The sequence below is a fragment of the Polynucleobacter sp. UB-Tiil-W10 genome, from assembly GCF_018881605.1.
Taxonomy (GTDB): domain Bacteria; phylum Pseudomonadota; class Gammaproteobacteria; order Burkholderiales; family Burkholderiaceae; genus Polynucleobacter.
Window position 1 is genome coordinate 2,017,333 of record NZ_JACVPZ010000001.1, and the last position, 20,512, is coordinate 2,037,844.

General features: G+C 43.0%; 13 protein-coding genes and 1 pseudogene. 2 read left to right on the top strand and 12 right to left on the bottom strand.

The genetic code is table 11. The features are described 5' to 3' along the window. Positions 1-102: 102 nt before the first annotated feature. Positions 103-1,578 (bottom strand): hypothetical protein, encoded by a 1,476-nt coding sequence (locus ICN33_RS10300; protein WP_216196477.1) that lies wholly within the window; start codon positions 1,576-1,578, stop codon positions 103-105. Between the two features lie 101 nt (positions 1,579-1,679). On the opposite strand from ICN33_RS10300, the gene ICN33_RS10305 reads away from it, so the two are divergent. Continuing rightward, positions 1,680-3,854, top strand: coding sequence for a YfhO family protein (locus ICN33_RS10305; RefSeq protein WP_216196478.1), 2,175 nt, complete (start codon positions 1,680-1,682; stop codon positions 3,852-3,854). Here ICN33_RS10305 and ICN33_RS10310 read toward each other — a convergent pair. From ICN33_RS10310 to ICN33_RS10355, 10 genes are all read right to left on the bottom strand, one after another. Continuing rightward, complete coding sequence (locus ICN33_RS10310; RefSeq protein ID WP_216196479.1) at positions 3,846-5,141, bottom strand: hypothetical protein; 1,296 nt, start codon at positions 5,139-5,141, stop codon at positions 3,846-3,848. The two genes, ICN33_RS10305 and ICN33_RS10310, sit on opposite strands and share 9 nt — an antisense overlap. A 5-nt stretch (positions 5,142-5,146) precedes the next feature. Next, complete coding sequence (locus ICN33_RS10315; protein ID WP_216196480.1) at positions 5,147-5,563, bottom strand: hypothetical protein; 417 nt, start codon at positions 5,561-5,563, stop codon at positions 5,147-5,149. A gap of 71 nt (positions 5,564-5,634) precedes the next feature. After that, positions 5,635-7,014, bottom strand: a complete 1,380-nt coding sequence (locus tag ICN33_RS10320; RefSeq protein WP_216196481.1) for a hypothetical protein — start codon at positions 7,012-7,014, stop codon at positions 5,635-5,637. Positions 7,015-7,030: 16 nt separating this feature from the next. Beyond that, positions 7,031-7,345: a PilZ domain-containing protein gene (locus ICN33_RS10325; protein ID WP_216196482.1), complete on the bottom strand. Its 315-nt coding sequence runs from the start codon at positions 7,343-7,345 to the stop codon at positions 7,031-7,033. 431 nt (positions 7,346-7,776) lie between these two features. After that, positions 7,777-9,549 (bottom strand): hypothetical protein, encoded by a 1,773-nt coding sequence (locus ICN33_RS10330; protein WP_216196483.1) that lies wholly within the window; start codon positions 9,547-9,549, stop codon positions 7,777-7,779. A gap of 48 nt (positions 9,550-9,597) precedes the next feature. Further along, positions 9,598-10,368, bottom strand: coding sequence for a glycosyltransferase family 2 protein (locus tag ICN33_RS10335; protein WP_216196484.1), 771 nt, complete (start codon positions 10,366-10,368; stop codon positions 9,598-9,600). A gap of 6 nt (positions 10,369-10,374) precedes the next feature. Next, a complete protein-coding gene (locus ICN33_RS10340) occupies positions 10,375-11,631 on the bottom strand; it encodes a glycosyltransferase family 87 protein (RefSeq protein WP_216196485.1) in 1,257 nt (418 codons plus the stop codon). 39 nt (positions 11,632-11,670) lie between these two features. Further along, the gene (locus ICN33_RS10345; RefSeq protein WP_216196486.1) at positions 11,671-12,846 is read right to left on the bottom strand and encodes a GGDEF domain-containing protein; all 1,176 of its coding nucleotides are present in this window, start codon (positions 12,844-12,846) and stop codon (positions 11,671-11,673) included. Continuing rightward, a complete protein-coding gene (locus tag ICN33_RS10350; RefSeq protein WP_216196487.1) occupies positions 12,836-13,756 on the bottom strand; it encodes a phosphate/phosphite/phosphonate ABC transporter substrate-binding protein in 921 nt (306 codons plus the stop codon). The genes ICN33_RS10345 and ICN33_RS10350 overlap by 11 nt, the downstream gene beginning before the upstream one ends. A gap of 54 nt (positions 13,757-13,810) precedes the next feature. Continuing rightward, entirely contained in the window at positions 13,811-15,991 is a 2,181-nt protein-coding gene (locus ICN33_RS10355) for a cyclic nucleotide-binding domain-containing protein (RefSeq protein WP_216196488.1), read from the bottom strand. 176 nt (positions 15,992-16,167) lie between these two features. Here ICN33_RS10355 and ICN33_RS10360 point away from each other — a divergent pair, with 176 nt between their 5' ends. Next, the gene (locus ICN33_RS10360) at positions 16,168-18,426 is read left to right on the top strand and encodes a CHASE2 domain-containing protein (protein ID WP_216196489.1); all 2,259 of its coding nucleotides are present in this window, start codon (positions 16,168-16,170) and stop codon (positions 18,424-18,426) included. 130 nt (positions 18,427-18,556) lie between these two features. On the opposite strand, the pseudogene ICN33_RS10365 reads toward ICN33_RS10360, so the two are convergent. Beyond that, positions 18,557-20,512, bottom strand: a pseudogene (locus ICN33_RS10365) (hypothetical protein); the annotation flags it as partial.

Genomic DNA, 20,512 nt, shown 5'->3' on the forward strand with positions numbered 1-20,512 from the left:
TTTTTGAATAATATATAAATACTATAAGAAAATGGCTCCTATCTACTACCTTCTTTTATTTCCCGATTAATATGTTGCTTTTAAGCAACATATTAATCGCAATTAAGTCCTTATATAAATAATGGCCTGCTTATCTTCGTAAATCTTTTTCCAGCTGCTGGAGTTGCTCAGCAGCAAATTGATGGGCTCCTCGGGCGGAAAGATAGTCCAAGCAATATAATTCCGATCAAGACACTCTCTAGTTTTTTGGGGGTTTTGAACAGAAGCACATTCAAAGTAATCCTGTAAGTAAGCATTGCCATAAAGATCAGCCCTACCATCGACAAATACGGGAATCCCTCGATATATTAAATATGCACCAAAATTCGCATAATTGAAGACTCGCCCGTGCACCTTATTTGACTCTACGGCATCAATTGCAGCCTGTGGCATAACAAAACTGGGGACGCGAGTGGAATCGTATCTCTGAAAAAACATCGTAAGCCCTAGACATACCAGAATGATGCTTATAAATGGTATGGGCCTGATAAAGCCCGATAACTTGCAGAAGTAGGAATCTAAACGACCTGGCGGAAAAGCGCTCGCTCTGGCCTCACAAAGACAGCCAAAGGGTTTAGCAAAAATGAGGGGCATTAAAAGGCCAAAGATAGAGACGTAACGCGCATGACCGATAGCTTCATAAGCAAGCCCTAAAAACATGATTGTGCGCGCTACCGACAGCTTTAAATTTCCAAAAATAGCTAGCATCAGGACGCCGGCACAACATAACTCCACCACTAAGAGTTCAGCACCCACACTAGGTGACCACTCTTTGATGCGGGCAATGTATTCAGAGGAAACCAAATTAGCCCCTAACTTAATTCCATCAAATCCATACGGCGTAATAAAACTAAAGACTAAACACAGTACCGTAAACCCCGTCCAGCGCAAAGCAATCTTCTTGCAGCCCGCCTGCCCCTCTTGGGATATAGCCTCTATTGCAAATAAGGGCAGAAAAGCTAAACCCAGAATAAAACTTCCGTGTAGATTCGCCCAAAGTGCCATCAATAAACACAAAGCATAAGGCGGACGTGAGGGATGATTTTCGGTTGTAGCAAATAATTTACAAAACCAAAAGGCCATAATGGGCCAGGTAAATAAATGGGGCCGCACTAGCAAATGTCCGACCAGGCCGAAATAGCTGATAAAAACAAACAACAATGCATAGATGGGCGGAACTCTTGCAAGCAAAAACTTGAAAAGAATTACTAAAGTCATTGCAAATAGAACTGCAGACAGCACCCTTAGGCCAAAGAGACCTTGGCTTTGATCAACCAAATACATCAACAGTTGGGCTAACCACTCATGATCTACCCATGGCTGACCGGCAAAATAAATCGAAAAGGGGTCATTCAGAGGCGCAAACTGATGCTCATAAATCCATCGACCTGCAGCAATATGCATCCACGTATCCGGGTCATTGAATAATGGGAATGAAGTACTGCCCACCAAAAAGAAATAAACCCCTACCCCCACCATCAAAGCCAATATGGATGGCATCGCATTATTGAGTTGGTTAGTTGGTTTAATGAGGTTCATATGTCAATACTGAGAAAATTCAAGCAAAATTGCATTAAAGATAGCAGGATTCGGTTTTGCAATCCACTATGCTTATGCACTAAATCATCCCATACATAAAAATGAATCCAAAAAGTTTGCGCAGTTCCATCACTCAACTGACTTGGTATGCGCTACTTGCCTTGGTAATTGCCATCATTTGGTTGATGATGTGGGGTCAACGTGACTTTATTCCCCATCTAGCCAGCATACCCTTACCCAGTTGGCGAGACGGTGACATGCCTATTGCATTGGCCTGGGTTAAATCAGGCATAGATGGATCCGCTCCAGATCTTTTGTTCAACTTTAATCAGTTTCTCAATGCGCCTTATATCGCTAATTGGAATGATTTTCCAGGTACAGATTTCACTCAAACTATTGCCATTCTGTTTGCCCATACTTTTGGACTTTTTTTAGGCATCAATCTTTATCTACTGTTCCTGCAGATACTCAGCGGTCTGAGTTTTTACTTTGTCACGCAAAAGCTGCAATATGCACGGTACCTCGGGTTTGCGGGAGGCGTTATTTTTGCCTTCGCGCCAGCAATTTATTTTAGAGGCATTGGTCACTTAACTGTTGCCACCATTTGGTATATCCCGCTTTTATTACTCAGTATTACCTGGTTTAACAATCGCTCAAAAATTGATCTCTCTGATAAAGGCGGCTGGATTTTATGCGCCATATGTACTGTCTTCGCCGGACTTCTGAATATTTATTATGCCGCGTTATTTGGACTATTCATTGCCTTCTATTGGATAGCGAATATTGCTAAAAGGGATACTAGTTCTCAAAAGTTCGCCTTACTCTTATGGCTGCTCGTAGCAGTAGAGATATTTACTCATCTCAGTTTTTTTCTCTTTAATTGGCAAGAAGGTATCAACCCGCAAGCCATGACTAGGGGGCTTCCGACCTTACTTCTCACCAGCCTCACCTTGCCCGATCTCATTCACTCACCTGGACATCGCCCCTTCTTTTTGGAATTGTTTAGCGGATGGAATACAAATTATTATGCGAGCATTCCCGCCCTGCTTGCCTCAGAAAGCCAGCTTGCATACATTGGCATAACCGCAGCCTGTGGATTGGGAATTTTGGCTGTACGTTCGAGCTATCAAATATTTGAAAAAAAATATACCCAAATCACTCATTGGTTTTGGTTATCTCTTGGTATATTTGCTTTTAGCATTACGGGGGGGATCAACTATTTGTTAGGATCGCTTCATTATGTTTTCTTAATGATTCGATCGAATAATCGATTTTCAATCTTTCTAATGGCGATAGGCCTTCTTTATCTCTGCGAACTACTCTCGAAACTAAAGGACAATAATTACAAAATTCTCATTGCAGCACTTGTAGTTACTTTCTCCATTTGGGATCAAGTACCTATTTCCGATAGTGAGTCCGCCTATCTTCGAGAAGATACGATTGAGTCGCCTATTGCCATTCAACAATTTACGGAAAATTTAGAAAAGACATTGGAGCCTGGTGCGATGATCTTTCAACTACCCATCCACGCGTTTCCTGAAAATGCTGTGATAGAGAAGATGGGGGATTATGAGGAATTACTCCCTTATCTGTTTTCACAGCAACTGCGATTCAGTTTTGGCAGCATTAAAGGGCGAGAAGATACTGCTTGGCAAGCCGCCCTTGCACAAGAAACCCTAAAGAATCAAATCATTCTTTTAGAATCCTATGGGTTCTCTGCGCTACTGGTTCATAAAAATGCCCACGAGAATAAGGCCAAATCACTGATTGACGAAATTCGTCAACTTGCATATCCCATCATTTCTGAGAACGAGGTCTTGATCGCCTTTAAATTAAAACCTAGTGCGCACCCTGTATCTCCCGCTCCCGAATGGCAACTTAATATAAGATCGCAATTTAAACCTTCTGCTGAAACCTCTACTGAGATTCACTCGTGGAGCGTTGCAGAAAAGGGCCAAATTGAAATTCGTCGTCCTTGGTACCTCAGACAGGATTCTCGGCGCGCCTCCGAAGCAATCAAGCCATTGGAATTAAGTTTTTCCAGCTTAGCGCCCTGCTCTATCTGGGTGCAATTTAATCAGGGCGCAGAACGTGAGTTGAAAGTTTCACCCTCTAATCACCCCGTCATTCAATTAAACCCAATGCCTGACAAAATCAATCGCCTGAGCTATCGCAGTGATTGCCCTATTCATCAAGCTAAACCTACTGAGAAAACTACTGGAGGGTTTGAGCTCATTCAGGTGAAAAGCTTTATCACTAACAACAAACTACATTAGCAATCTGAAATAGTGTTGATAAGGCATGAAAACGAAACTGGGATGGATACAGCACTCGGGCAACTTAAAAAGCAGGCAATACAACAGAATCAGAATAAAAAACCAAGATTTAAAGCTGAGATTGGTAAATTGTTGAAGAATGCGATTTTGACTGTGATGCACACTCACATTGCCAATAATGTAATCTGATTGGGTCATTACGAAGGCAAATAAAATCAGGCTATTGGTGATGTAGGCAATCCATCTACCCCAATCGGCAGCAATGATAAACATGCCTGATGAAATGAAAACGCCAAAAAATAAAAGGGATAAATATTTCTTATTGATTTGGACAGAATTGGCGACTTGCTGCAAGTGAGTGCTTAACTGCGTAAATAAATAAGCCAGTGTGAAAAAATTTCCCACAATAAATATCAGCCAATATTTCCAGCCACCCGTGGCAAATACTCCATAGATGGTGAGCAGGTTTTGTTGAAACCCCCACCCGAGCGATGCTATCGGCCCAAACGCTGTATAGGGTGCAGCGGGAGATAGTTCTAAACGATCCGCTAACGGCAGCGAATCCCAAATGAGTTGCACGGCATCTGCATTGCCATGGTATTTGGCACAAATCAAAAAGACGATTGGAATGATCAATGTATAACTCACTAGACCTATCCGCGCAATCCAACTAGCTGTATTCTCCTTGAAATTGATCCACAAGAATAAGAGCGTTAATGGATAGGCCATAAATAGGTAACCTTCATGCACCAAGGTCATGAGTACACCACCAACAATAGCAGTTACATAAAAGAGTGATAAGCCGAACTGTCGGGATCGCAGAGTGGCTCGTCTTATCCAAAGATATTCTAGGCACAAGCAGCCAAAGAGAATCAAGAAGAGAATTTCTTTGCGCGTGAAGAATTGGATGGTAATGCCCATCTGAAAAAGGCCACCAGGCACTAGCAATGCAATCAACAGAACTTTAGGTTGCCGAATTTTTGCAAAACAGTAAATCGCCACAAAAATCACGCAATAGCTGCAATAGAAAAAGAGTGTTGAGTGATATAAGGTTTTAAGTAGGCTGGCGCCATTCGACAAGGAAAATATAAGCTCCCCACCTAGCCCTCTACGCACAAAACCACTCTGATAATTAATGAGCCACTCAATGATTTGCCAACTGCCAATATGAAGTCCTTCGTAAGATCCATTCATGGCAGACCAAGCGAACACCAATGCAGCCTCTAACAATAGTAATGGCGCCCAATTTTTAATGAGTGTTAGACCCGACGATGTTGGCTGACTCATGCGCTTCATTCAGACTTATAAAAAATAGAAGGGGGATAGCTATTACCCAAATACTCACATTGATAATAACCCTCGTTCACCAATGATCCTCGAGCGTGGTTTTGAGTCTCTGATAAGACAAGCTTTCCAGTCAGTTTATCGAGTAAACCCCTTGCAGGCACCCCAACACCAACACTCATATCGCATGAGCCCACTCTAAAAGTGAGTTGCTGTTCGTTATTGGAGCACTCTTGATAGAGCCCAGTAAACGCACTGGACATGTACTGCGCTACGACCCCATTAAAGCGCTCTAGCAGCAACGGTTTCTTGCCGTGATAACCCTCTAACACCATCTGTTGGCCCGAGAGAAGGGTTTGTGAACTTTCTCCTTTGCAAAGCCAATACTCGGGCAATGAAGACTTACTACAAGCAGTCAAAGACAAAAGAAGAATAAAAAAAAGGGGGGTTACCCCCCTTTTAATCAAAGCCAACATCACTCAATTAAAAAATAGCGTTAGTGAAGGGCAACGTGTTCGTTGCCTTTATAGGCGCCAGCAGCCGCAAGGCCACCGTTAGTAGGTCTCTTGTCAGAAAGCGCCCATCCTGCCCCTCTTACCGGACCCTGACTATCTCCTGCGGATGCACGAGGTGTTATGCCATCGGACTGTACGCCAGGCAAAATATCTACGGAAATAGCTAAATAGGAAGGATTGGTGCCCAAATTTCCGCAATTAGAATCTAAGGCTGTGTGATCCCTATTCCAAGAGGCGTGCTTTGTTCCATCCCACTCTGAAAAACGGCAGATATTTGAAATAGTTACTGGCATTGTGTAATAGTCGTAACCCTTTTGCGTGTCATTCTTCTTAAATACAGTCATCATGCAAGTAGTGCCTACTTGATTTTGTAAATTCTCCATTAAGACTGCGTTCCACTCATCCATTCTTTTTGTATGGCCGGAAATGGGATCGGTAATGGTTTTGGACTGAACATAATTAGAGTCTTTATTCATCGACAATTGATAGCCAATCTGATTATTGTCATGGTAGTGACTGCTGCTTCCATAAGATGACCAGCGGTCTGAACCAAAGTTATTACTTAACTCGCTGTACTTGTGACTCTTTACTGTATCAGTATTCCAGTCAGTAAAAGCCAATTGATATTGCTCCGAAACAGAATCGCCATTTTGATTGGTGTAGACATTTGAAGAGCCGTCGTAAAATTTGAGGCGGACAGATCGATTATCTAAATACTTATTATTAACCCTGTCATAAATCTTGGATGCCACGGTATCGTTCATCATAACGCCTGCACATGTTTTGGTACCGCTTTCACCAGTAACGCCTGCAGTGATCGTAACAACTGTTTTAGCAAGAGTAAGATTTTGGGAGCCGCTGAAGAAATAACCCAATACATATGCCTTGATAGATCCATTGATATTGGTTTGGTAACCGCTAGAGGCGGTATTACCTGATGGACAGGAGGCGCTCGTGTTTGAATTTGTAGGAATCACGATTGTTCCGCCACTGCAATACACAACAGGACGAACGCTATAAGTAAAGCCAGCGAGCTTAGTAGGAAGTACCGAAGGAGTGCTGGCTTGCAAGGTGGATACCCACGAATTTAGTTGGGATGCACATGAATCCGGCGCATTTCCATTGGCACAAGCGGGAGCGGCGGTACTGGATGATACATTTGAGTTAATGAAATTACCAATCGCCAACATTTGACTAACAACTTGATTCTGAGTAATCTGGTACTTGGTGAAATCTGTAGCCCCAAGAGTAATCAGTACCGCTGTAGGCCCTATGATCGCAAAGATTCCCAGGATTGAGCCACATTCATCCCAAATGAACTTAAGGAGTCGAGCCTTAATTGAGTTAAATAGTCTGTTCATGTATGTCATCCGATGATTAATTGTTATTTAGCGGTTTAATTTCTTGATTCAAAATGTGCGCAGCAATTTTGACTTTTCCATCACTCTCTTCTACCCTTGCTACTGTTGCCTCACAAACCAACTTCAACTTACCTCCTGGGGTATCAAGCTCAACCCAAAAGTTAATTAAAGAACCAAGCTCGTGTTTTTGATCTAGCTCAAATAAAACTCCGGTAGCGCTGATATCATGTGTAAATCCATTCTTATCGCCCACAACCACAGGCAATTGCGACCGAACTCTAGCTGCCTTACGGCGCTGAGTATCAGAAGCAGGTTGACGAGTCGTTTTCATGACTTAATCGTATTGAAATTGGCTACTAATGAAGAGGTAGTGGTCTACTGAATTTTCTAGTAGATAAATTCTGTTTTCTTTGATGGTGTTTCTAGAAGATACCAACTAATACAATTAGTACTTAGATACTATTTTTTTCATCCTCAAAAATATCTATAACTTAAGTAATATGGTATACCCTATTACTGTTGATCTATAAATTTGTAAGTCATTGTATTTATTGACTATTTTATAAATACACTTCCAGCCATGCAGTTAAGGAATTTAGTGCAGTTTTCAGCCCCCAAACCACTATTCCAAAAACTACTAGCACTCATCACTAGTACCACTCGAATACAGAAGCGAAGCAAAATTGGTTCGAGCTACTAGTAGGTACAAAAATAGGGGTTTCTCAGGGGGTTGTAGTCAGCCTCAAGCCGGTCATACTAGGCTCATCTGATTTGATATAAAACCCAATCAGTTCCTACTGAATGAGGAACTACACTCAGCCAAGAAGGAACTTCCCCAGTGCTTAATCGCTCCAAAAGGGTTGGATGGGTTTGCTCTTTTTCTGAAGGATGGTTTTTTCGTATTGGCGGTTCGGGGCATATCAAAATATAGTCAGCCCCACTTGCCACTATCTCTGAGGGTTTAGCAACGCTGTCAGAGGCGCCCCAAGCAGCTTTCTGCTTCATATAACCCTTAATGCCAGCATGATAAAACGCGCCAACAATATTGATATCGGTCTTATATAGCAAAGCAGGTCCTATATTGACATCAGCCAGGACCGTTCGGCCAGGGATTGAATACAACAGCATGCGAGCATCTTCAAGCCTGCATGATCTCTGGACATCCTTCTCTCTCCTCTCTGTGGATGACTGAACACCCAAACTAAAGGCAGCATCAACATCTCCAACCAAATTTGGAAGAATCAAAAAGCATAGAAGGGCTGCAAGCCTAATAGTTCGATCCCATTTTTGTGTTGGGGCGCGTGTAAACAAACTCAATACACAAGCCATGGTTATCATGGAGATTGCCGAAGAATACATAGCAAAACGGATATGCATGAATGCCAATAATGTGCACAAGGCCGAACAAATCGACACATACCAGAGCAAATATGGATAAGGAGAATTCTTCTGACGAAAACTAAGGGCACATAAGACTGCCACGCTTGCGATCCCGGCAAATCCATAGGTCATCAAGTCAATAAAATTGGCAATCGGCGCCATTTCAGTCGTGATAAAGAATTCTTTTGCCTGCTCTGGCGTCATAAGCCCGCTTAAACCATGCAAATATGCTGGGAATAAGCTAAGCCAGATTGACATTCCAAATAAAGCTCCTGCACACATCCACACGACCCTTTTTCCAAGGGGGGCTTGAAGCCTCAAAAGGATATATGGAATAAATGCATAAGCGTATATAAGAGCGGCAAGAATTAAAAAAGTAAAAGAAATTCTGTCTAATTGCGCAGAGAGCATCCCTTGATAAGGCGGATCAAGAAATAAGGCGACAGTAATCAGCCCTATAAATCCTGCACCATAGAATTTCATCGATCGCACTAAAGCATTACTCGGTTGACAGATGCTGGCAATCACAAATGTTCCAAAACCCATTAAACAAAATGGAGTGGCTTCAGGACTAACCCATATTGCTAGGCCAGAGGCAATGCCTGCACCCCATGCATACAAGGGGCATTCTTGCAAATAAGCCCTACCAACAAAGCCCCAAGCAATTACCGTAAATAACAATATCGTCAGATGATGAGTAGCAATGCCAATATGCCCGTAATTAATTATGCTTGGAGACAAGGCAATGCCAAGAGGCACAATCCATAGCCATGCTCTGCTTACCAGAGGCTTGATTGCCCAGGCACTAAATGCCCCTAAGAGACCCACACAAACTGGACCATACAAAGCGGCAGCCCAAAAGAGCGCCTTTTGACATCCAATCAAAAATTTCAGAGGCAAGGAAAGCGCAAGTATGAATGCATCGACCAAGTGGGACCAATAAATTAGCGTGCCAGAGCCTGATTCATTCCGAGAAACCATGCTAGTAAACCACTCATGGTGATCAAACGCCTCCTGAATGCGCACTAAACGCATATAGCTATCGGGATTAACTAGCTCGCCCTGAAGAACATAAGAGAAAAATGCAGGCCTCATCACCATGATCGTGATGAATGCTATAAAGAAATATAGTAAGTAAGGAGCTCTTTTGAGCATCGAAAGTCCTACCCAGTTATTGATGTTTACTGATTCAAATTGAAATTTTTAAACTACCAAATCTTGGGTGCGAGACTGAATGTTTTTAAATAATTTTGAGTGCAAGATACCCCATCGATTGAGGCGGAACAATACCGCAGTTCCCAGTACGCCGAATCCATACTGCACACTGCGCCGAAAATTGATGGATGATGACTCTTCAAAATAACGGGTTGGGCAAGATATCTCACCAATTCGAAAATTAGCGTACAGAGCTTGAGCCAGCATTTGATTGTCAAAGACAAAATCATTTGAACAAACCTGCAAAGGCAATCTTTCAAGTAACTCCTTAGTCCATACACGATAACCGGTATGAAACTCACTCAACTTACTTCCCAGCAAAATATTTTCAATCCCCGTTAAAACCCTATTTGACACGTATTTGTAGAGAGGCATACCGCCCACTAATGCACCCTTCCCCAAAATACGCGAAGCCAGTACTGCGTCGTAATGGCCTGAGTCAATCATAGCAACCATTGCAGCCAATAATTTAGGCGAATACTGATAATCGGGGTGAAGCATCACAATGATGTCGCCCCCTCGCTTGAGGGCTTCTTGATAACATGTCTTTTGATTACCGCCATACCCAAGATTATGTTGATGTTGAAATACAGTAATGCCTAGGCTCTTTGCCAGACTTACAGTGTTGTCAGTACTTGCATCATCAACAAGAATTATTTCATCCACCAATTCACTTGGAATTTCAGCATAGGTTTTTCGCAAGGTCTTTTCTGCGTTGTATGCGGGCATGATGACGATGACTTTTTGATTATCAAACATAGCGATCTATTCTTGGATTGGAAAACTTGAACCACATAAGTCAATAGATTGCTTACTCTTACGGTAGAACATCAGTAGCATGGGCAATAAAATTAACGGTCCAATTTGAATTGAAGTATACGCAGCCGTTGGAATCATTATTAGCGGTAAAAGCCAAACTGCTACAAGCACGATTTTTTCTCCGTCAAGCCATCCATTTTCTCTGGAAGCGCTAATAAAGAAAACAATAGCCAAGCCAGCCAAACAAAGGTCATAATCATAGACATAAGGGCTGCACAATAAGCATGCAAGGGCAACGACTCCCTGTTTAATGGGCCAAGAGCTGGAGTTTTTCCAAATGCGCCATACGACCAGCATAACAAGTAATGTACATAATAGTTGACCAATATAAGCAAGCACAATTGAGCCCCCCACCAATCTGATCGAAGCATAAACAGAGGGTGAATACATCCAGTGTAATGGACGGTTCTCCAATATACTTCTGGCGATACTTAAGCTATTAAACCAACCCTCCCAGGAGGACTCCCCAAACATTAATAGACTGGCAAAAGAAAGAGTCAGAGCAACAAAGGCAGCTACTGTAATAGTAGACCATGCATTCATCGCGATCAGAGCAATAGGGATTATTAACGCTAGATGCGGTTTAATGCACAGAATTCCAATGAAAATTCCTGCGATCTTTGGATGATCTTTTAGGAATAGCAAACCAAATCCAAGTAGACCTGCCACTAAGAATCCGTTTTGCCCATATCTAATATTTAGCCAAACAGCTGGAAAGGCTAAAAGCGCGGCGATAATCACCGGATCGGCAATCTGTTTCCAAAGCGCGAAAAGGTATAGCGTCAGCGTGGTTCCTAAATAAAAAACCAATGAATATACCCATGGTAAATAGGCAATAGGAAATAGAATTAGTAAATAAGTTGGGGGATATAACCAATAGATAAAAGCAGCAATATTTCCTGAATCATATTTTGCGGTGTCGATGTACCTTGCGAAGGGTTCCAAAACCCAGCTTACGGAATTGAGCGTTGCAGGAGAATACGCATCCTGTGCTCGCCCTATTTCAGCTAAATAAGAAGCACTCCAGGCTGCTCGAAAATCCATGAATAGCCAACCCATAGCTGGGTTATGGAAGTCAGCATAGTAAATTAGCATCCCAAGCAGGGCTAAAAAGAGCGCTAAGGGGATGCAGCTATAAAGAAGCACCCTTGATCTTGTTAGCCAAGATAACTTAAAAATCTTTGGATAAGTAATTGAACTCAAAAAGCGAAACCCCATAAACAAGTGCTGCTTTGAATTGATTTAACCTTCAAATAAATCTTTTTGTATGCTTTGATAAAAGTACCATTGGTTCTTGCCATTTCTCTTGGCGCCATACATTGCTTGGTCTGCATGCTCTAAAAGTTGCTCTGGCGATCCATTATCGAAGGGGTAGAAAGTCACTCCCAAACTGGCGGAAATTTCCACACGCTCGCGATTAATCACGTAAATTTTTGAGACTGCTTTAATGATTCTGTTGAGCGAATACTTGCTCTTTTGTTGTGTTACCAGACCGCCCAATAGCAATACAAATTCATCACCCCCAACGCGAATCACAGAGTCTTCTTCGCGGACCACAGATCGCAGACGTTTTGCAACTTCAATGAGTAATTGGTCGCCGGCATGATGCCCTAAGGTGTCATTGACGCCTTTAAAGCCGTCTAGATCCAAAAAGCAAACAGCCAGAATTCCCCCCTGATCAACGCACTGGGTCATAGCTGCCATCACGCGCTGATTTAAGGTGAGTCGGTTAGGCAAGCCAGTAAGGGCATCCATACTGGCAACTTCTTCAAGGGTTTTATTGGTATTAATCAGCTCGATTTCGTGTTGATGAATGTCCTTAAAGAAATACCGAATCATAAAGACCAGAATAGTAATGATTGCTAGAAATAAGCCGGCAACACTCAAAACAATATTTCTGCGCAGTGCATTTAAAATCTGATCGGATATAGCGCTGGAGGTCGACATTCGCACCCATCCAATGGGCATGCCCGCAACGATTGGGGACCAAATATAAGAAATATTATTTTCTTTAATGACTTGAGAGGCATCTAAAGCCTCCTTGGGTACTTGGATAGCCGATTGATCAAAAATAATTGCAGGCTCACTATTGATGTCTTGACGCATCAAGTACATCAATGGAGTTCCGTCGTTATTGGTGATTAGTATCGAAAGGATGCCTTGATTGAGCATCACTTGACGAATCGTGGACTCCATCTCAGCATAGTCATGCGTGATGATAGGGCTACTCACCGAAATGCCTATACCCTTGGTTAAAGCCACATTGCGACGCTCCAAGGAGATGTTCAGAATTTGACTAATGCTGTAATAAGTCCAAACGCTGGAAAGCAGCATAATCAACAAGACAACTCCAGCTATCGTATAGATAGCCTTTCTTAAGGTCGATTTGGCAATACTTTGGCGACGATCAATTCGCATCAATCACCACAAATTTGCCTAGTCCAAGGGACTCTAATTCTTTATAGTCCTTTTGGTATGTCACTTTGACTGGATCAGGCATCTGAATCCCCTCCAATAATTTGGAACCAGAAGGATCATTTTTTAATTTCAAGACCTCATTTGTAAAGGCTGTTACCTCAGGTGTCGGCACACGAGGATTTACAGCAATCGGATGAGATCGGAAGGCGCCAGTAGTGTAAAGAACACGTAAATGCTCTTTTACCTCTGGACGCTCACGCTGCAGAGTCGACTGTATCCCTCCGCCCGCCTGAAACTCTCCAAAGATCACCGCTCTATAGACGTTGGAATGGGATTTTGCATACTCTGCACGAAATGGGATACCTGCCTTTGCAAGGGTTGCACGAATCAGCAGTGAGGCGCCAAAAGAATTAGGGGCAGGAAAGGCGATCGTTGCATTGCGTAAATCGTTCAACGTTTTTATAGGGCTATCTGACTTAACTACCAAAACACCTGAGAGCATATTGCTGCCATCGGCTACAAGGGGGGTGTATTTTTTGGCATGATATGCAATGACTTCATGATAGGGATTCATGTAAGCATAATCCGCTGCACCAGAAAGAACCGCCCGTTCAAATTCAGGAATAGTACTCGGGATGACTAAGTTAAAACATTGTTTAGTCTCTACACCCACCTTTTCTAAAAAAGGTGCCCATACCGTATAAATTTCTTTGGATGAATACTGTGGAACTACATATACAGAATACGTTTGCTTAGCATTTAGATCGCCAAGGCATTTAGCGCTAGCAATAGCTGGGTAAAGAAAAGTGATCAGACAAAAATAGAGGCAGACACTTCTGATCGAATGTTGCAAATAAGAAACTACTGAAAAAGGCATGACAACTTCTTTAAATAATATTTTAGATTTCATAACCATTATCTCAGAATATTGCCCGACTAAATCGTTATATTTGTAATTAATCTATTAAATAGCACTATCTCTTCGAAGTATTTGGAGTAATTTCCATCGGCAGACAGGTATCTGGGCCAAACAGGATGCGTCCAAGCGATAACAAGTTGTATCTTGACCCATCAACGCATGATCAGCTGACCCCTCAGTAAAAATAGATTCTTCACCAAAAAACTGATGTGGACCGACAGTCTTTAGAAAATGTGAGCCGCTATATATATCTACCGCACCCTTTTGAACCAAATAAATGGATTGCCGTTTTGCTAAGTCCAGTCGACTACCCCTATCCAGCTCAACACGTTCGAGTGAATTGACCAAGTGATTTAATGTGGCGTAAGAAATACCATCTTCAAATAACCAGCTGGATAATAAAAATAAGCGCTTCTCTTGCGTATCAAAAATGTCGGGGTACAGATTATTTTTATCTACGATCTCGCGGTATAGCTTTGCAGGAATCTTTAAGGCAGATACATAAGACGTGGCAATGTGATTGTAAAAGGCGGATTTATTGAGTAAAGCTGCTAGCTCACCAGCAACTGTTCCAGCTGAGAACGTAGCTTTAATCTTATCCTGATCATCGCTCAGCTCAACGTATCCCCGCAAAATCAGATAAATTGACTCTTGCTCGATTCCAATAGGCAACATGCACTCTTTTGGACTAAAACGGACGATGGGATTGCTCAATAAGCGCTCAAGATCCTGTGATGCGAGTTGAGGATATAACTCCACCAAATACTGCGTTGCCAGTGCAAGCTCATAATTTTTTTGGGCTGGCACCAGCACATCTACAGACGCAAATAGCACGTTTTCACCAATGCACTTTTCTTCTGGCGTAAGTGGTAAAGCAGTATGCGCAAGAATCATCTTGGCTGACTGGTCTGCACTAAAGTCTGTTGCAACGCCATGGATTAAGCCGCCGCCGATATCAATCTTTTTGATATCCGCAGCTTCTAAATAAGCAGATTTTGCTTCCTGACATAAGGAGAAGTTCGATGTCCCCTCTTTTTTGTCAATTAACTCGTCAATCAATTCTAAGGAAGCAATGTCAGCAAGATGCGTATAACTTTTGAGGCCTGATGAGGTCAGTGTTCTGAATTGGAAAATGGTTGTCTCAACAGGATGCGGAGAAATCACAGGCTTAACCTCGAGGCCGTTGATATCGTTCCACGCATTAGTTTTCAGATCCTGAAAATCCAAATAATGATTCAATTCGGATTCATCTATCGACATCAACGCACAAAGCTTTTTAATGACTGATGCCTTTACCAATGGAGTGGCATAGTATTTCAGTCGCCTATCGCTGCGAATGAGATCTGGCAAGCCCGCAAAATGATCGTCATGAGAGTGCGTATGAAACAATCCTGCGATTTCATTCAGACCTATACCTAAAGCACGCAGGACACTCATCACCGATGGGCCTGCATCGATCAAGTAAATTTGACCTTGATACACGATGATAGAAGACATCGCTGTGCGATGGATGTCCCAACCATCGCCCTCGCCGCTATGGATAACCGCAAAATCCGCTAAATCAATAGCATGACTCTCAAGGGAGACTGGTGGAAGATATTTCTCACCCTCCTTTAAATTCAGATTAACCTGAACCCTTTCGCCCTGATACTGAAATTCGAAGAGATTGTTAAAAAGGCGCTCAATCGTGACACCATTGCGAATATTTTGAGGTCCTTGATGAACGATCAAGGTATCCAAGAACTCTTTACTATCTGAAATACGGCCAAATGCAAACTTGAGCTTAATACTCATGAGTTCATCTACATCTTCGGGCCTGGCTCCAGCTTCAAGCATTTCCTCTGGGGAGATCAAACCATAGTTACCGCGATAAATATAATTTAACTGAGCATCAATTTGCTGCTGGTTGCCAATCAATAAAGGTTTAATGCCGGTGTTATTGGGATGACCTGGAATGAGCATGCCCTGGCGATACAGCATTTGCAAAACGGGGAACTCTGCCATATTGGCAAAACTCTCCTTTTGCAAAATGAAATCCGATAAGAGAATGGCATTGGGTCCCGTTTCGTGAACTACCCCATTGGTCTCAACTGAATGAATGACACCCGCTTTAATCAGGTGTTTGACACAGTCGGGCGGACAACCGCAAAGCACGCGCAGATTTGCAGCGGCTATATCCACCATAAATACCCCGGGGGATATATTGACTTTGCAAATTAATGACATTCATTTACTCTCGTTTACGGCCGAGAAACCCCTTACCAAGCTGATTCCCGCCCCATGCATCCCCTTATTATCTGACATCTTCAGATTTATCATGAAATCTGTAAATGTTAAGATTCTGAGAAGCTTTTTAGCCCCAATAGCTTGATTTGGCCGCCTTTATTACTAAAAGTCCCACTATGCAAAAACTCTTGAAAAAATTCTCCTTTACCAAAGGACGCGCCATTCGCACCTTGGCAGGACTCTTTATTACCCTGATTTTTGTGGGTCAAGCAGGCAATTGGTTTGAAATCCCTTTCGTGGAGCGCTTAGACGGGATTATTTACGATGCTCGCCTACGACTCACTGCTCCTGGAGGAGTTGATCCCCGCATTGTCATTATCGATATCGATGAAAAGAGCCTGCAGGAGCGTGAATCTGGTGGCGAAGGACGCTGGCCATGGCCCAGAGATCGCTTGGCCTTACTCACTAATCGCCTATTTGATGACTACAACGTCAATATGATGGGCTTTGACGTCATTTTTTCAGAGCGTGATGAATCTTCAGGTATCCGCACGATTGAAAAGCTTGCCCGCGAAGACTTTAAAAGTGATGCGGTATTTCAGGAGCGCTTTGCGAAGATTAAGCCCTCGCTAGATCTGGACTCTCAATTTGCCAAGAGTCTTAAAGAGCGCCCTACTGTCTTAGGCTTTAGCTTCCTCACCCCTGGTGACCAGCAAAAGAAAGGGGTTCTACCACCTGCTGCATTCACTACTGATGAATTGCCTTTGGGTCTCGTTGACCCTACAGTGAGACAAGGCTATACCGGCAACCTAGCACTACTTCAAGACAGCGCTGCTGATGGCGGTCACGTTAATCCCTCGATCGATCATGACGGCATCATTCGTCGTATGCCAATGCTGATTGCTTATGACGGTAAGTATTATGAATCCCTATCCCTAGCGAGTGCACGTACTTTATTGGGCGGCCTACCCCTGGGAGGTGTCATTGCAGATCCTACCAATCCAAGCTTTGGATCATTGGAGTATTTAGACGTTGGTGGCTCACTCCTGCCCGTAGATGAAAACCTCACCAGCTTCATTCCTTATCGCGGGCCATATAAGAGTTTTGAATACATCTCTGCAAGCGATGTGATGAACAAGAAGGTTCCTAAAGAAAAACTTGAAGGCAAGATTGTGCTGGTCGGTACTACTGCGCCTGGCTTACTAGACTTAAGAGCAACGCCAGTTGGCAAAGCCTATCCTGGAGTAGAAATCCACGCTAATCTCATTGCTGGCATTTTGGATGGCACGATTAAACAAGCGCCTTTTTGGACATACACCGCTAACTTTGCTTTAGTGGCTATTTTGGGTCTCGTCTTTGCGCTGGTGCTTCCTTGGCTCAGCCCTCTGCGTGGCTCCATCTTGGCTGGCGTATCGATTGCTAGCATGATTGGCCTTAATCTCATTAGTTACAACAAAGGCATTGTTCTACCCCTTGCTAGTGTCTTAGGTGTACTGCTCTTAGTCTATTTATGGAATATTGGTTTTGGTTATTTCATCGAGTCTCGCAGCAAGCGCTTGATCACGGGATTATTTGGGCAATATGTTCCGCCTGACCTAGTGGATGAGATGGCTAAAAATCCAGCCAACTTCAGCATGGAAGGTGAAAGCCGTGCCATGACGGTGCTCTTTAGTGATGTCCGTGGCTTTACTACTATTTCTGAAGCACTCGATGCAAAGACCCTGTCTGAATTTATCAACGCCTTCTTGACCCCTTTTACGCGCATCATTTATAACAACCGCGGCACCATTGATAAATACATGGGTGATTGCATCATGGCATTTTGGGGTGCACCACTACGAGATGAAAACCATGCCAGAAATGGCGTCATCTCAGCGTTTGCCATGGTGAATGCCATTGAAGAAATCAACGATGATTTTGCTAAACGTAATTGGCCACCGATTAAGGTTGGTATTGGTGTGAATACCGGCCGTATGAGCGTGGGCAATATGGGCTCAGAAATTCGTCTTGCTTATACCGTTATGGGCGACGCAGTGAATCTAGGCTCACGTATAGAGGGTATTACTAAAGAATATGGTGTGGCCATCATTATTGGTCCCGATACCCGCAAGGATCTTCCTGACCTGATTGCGCGTGAACTCGATAAAGTAAAGGTGAAAGGTAAAGATATTGCCGTCACTATCTATGAGCCATTAGGTTTTGAGGGACAAGTCTCACCAGAAATCCTGACTGCCCTAACCCTCTTTGAAAAAGCGTTGGCCGCTTACCGCAATCAAGAGTGGGAAAGCTCCAAATCACAACTAGAGGTTCTCATGAGAGACCACAAAACAACAGGTGAAGTGCTTTATGAACTCTATCTAGAGCGTATCGAGATTCTGAAAGATAACCCGCCAGGTGATGACTGGGATGGCAGCTTTACGTTTACGAAGAAGTAAATAGCATATTCACGTCCCAAGTAGTCTTTAGTAAATATGCACCATGCAGGTAAAAGAAAATCGCCATAAACCCAAGCTTATGGCGATCATCAATACCTAATTTTTTACTAAAACTAGGTTGGTTTACAAATTAACTCCAGTGGATCTTATCAACATGGTCAACAGTAAATACCTGTTTTCCATCGGCTGAATGAATCTCGACTGATGCAATCTTACCAGCATCAGCAGTGATATTCAGCGTATGACTATCGCCACTTGCAGGGGTAGCATGTCCATTTTGCACAGAATAGACCCAATGATTATCACCTGTTTGCGCTGAATCGCTAACAAGCCCATTGCCGCCAGTGTTGATTTCTAGAGCATCAGTCCAGCTAACCTTGGACCCACCATTATTGGATTGCTGACTCATTAAATCCATTGCAGTTGCATCTACGTGCTTGCCATCAATTGACTGAGAATCAATTGTTGCCACATTGTATTGTTGCAACTTACCATCACCATGACCAAGAGTAAATTCAGAATGTGACGTGCCATTAGCATCAATATAGATGGTGCCTTTCAATGCATCATTCTCTGAGAAATTAAAGTTATCAGAGAAATGAAGTTGATAGCCAGATTGCTCCATATCATGCGTTACGGTATACGAATATGTATGATCAGAAGAGTTCACAGCTTTATGGAGATCGCCCCAACTCTTAATTTCATCAGAAACGTTTCCATCACTTACAACGTGAACTTGATCGGCACCGTCCATCTTATCAACCTGGAACGCACTATAAAGACTTGCATTTTTAGCGACAGTTAAGTCTTCAAAATTTCCACCAGTCATCACATCAGCAGAATCACCAGACTTGAGGTGCACCAATGATTCGACTTTAATAGTGACAGTTTCTCCATGCGCCTCGTCTACACTTAATGCAGTGAATGTAATATGCTTGTCTGCTCCAGCTCCTGAAACTGTAACGCCGCCCTCGTTAGAGGAAGATGCGCCAAGTGAAACATACTTATATGTTTCAGTATGGGTCTGGCCAATATCAGTCTCAATAAGAACCTTAGCGTACACACTGTGCAGTAAATCAGAGCTAACGCTAGAACCTGTATGTACGTTCAGGGTGTACTTGAGATCCCCATCATCAACAATAGTATTTTGGTGCTGGAGCGAGACAGTAACGGCATGAGTATTTTCATGGCCGGCCTTATCTAAGCCATCACGGTTATAACCATTTTTATCAAAACCATCTTGGTTATAGCCTTCATGGTCATACCCATTTACATAACCAGTAAGTTTGTACTCGGATTTGGTGTGACCAAACTGGTCCTTGCCATCATGATCATAGCCATCATGATCATAGCCTTTATTATCGTAACCATTTTTGTAATCGTCACGGAAATTGCCGCGCTTATCTAGGTTGTAACGATCATAACCTTCATGGTCATAACCATCTTTAGCATAGCCTGTATCTTTATAGTCATCGCGAGTATGACCGTAGTCGTCTTTACCATCGCGGCCATAAGATTCTCTATCTTTGCCATCATGGTTGTAGCCTTCGTGGTCATAGCCATTTACATAGCCATCGCCTGCTTTATAGTCATCGCGAGTATGACCGTAGTCGTCTTTACCATCGCGGCCATAAGATTCTCTATCTTTGCCATCATGGTTGTAGCCTTCGTGGTCATAGCCATTTACATAGCCATCGCCTGCTCTATAGTCATCGCGAGTATGACCGTAGTCGTCTTTACCATCGCGGCCATAAGATTCTCTATCTTTGCCATCATGGTTGTAGCCTTCGTGGTCATAGCCATTTACATAGCCATCGCCTGCTTTATAGTCATCGCGAGTATGACCGTAGTCGTCTTTACCATCGCGGCCATAAGATTCTCTATCTTTGCCATCATGGTTGTAGCCTTCGTGGTCATAGCCATTTACATAGCCATCGCCTGCTCTATAGTCATCGCGAGTATGACCGTAGTCGTCTTTACCATCGCGGCCATAAGATTCTCTATCTTTGCCATCATGGTTGTAGCCTTCGTGGTCATAGCCATTTACATAGCCATCGCCTGCTTTATAGTCATCGCGAGTATGACC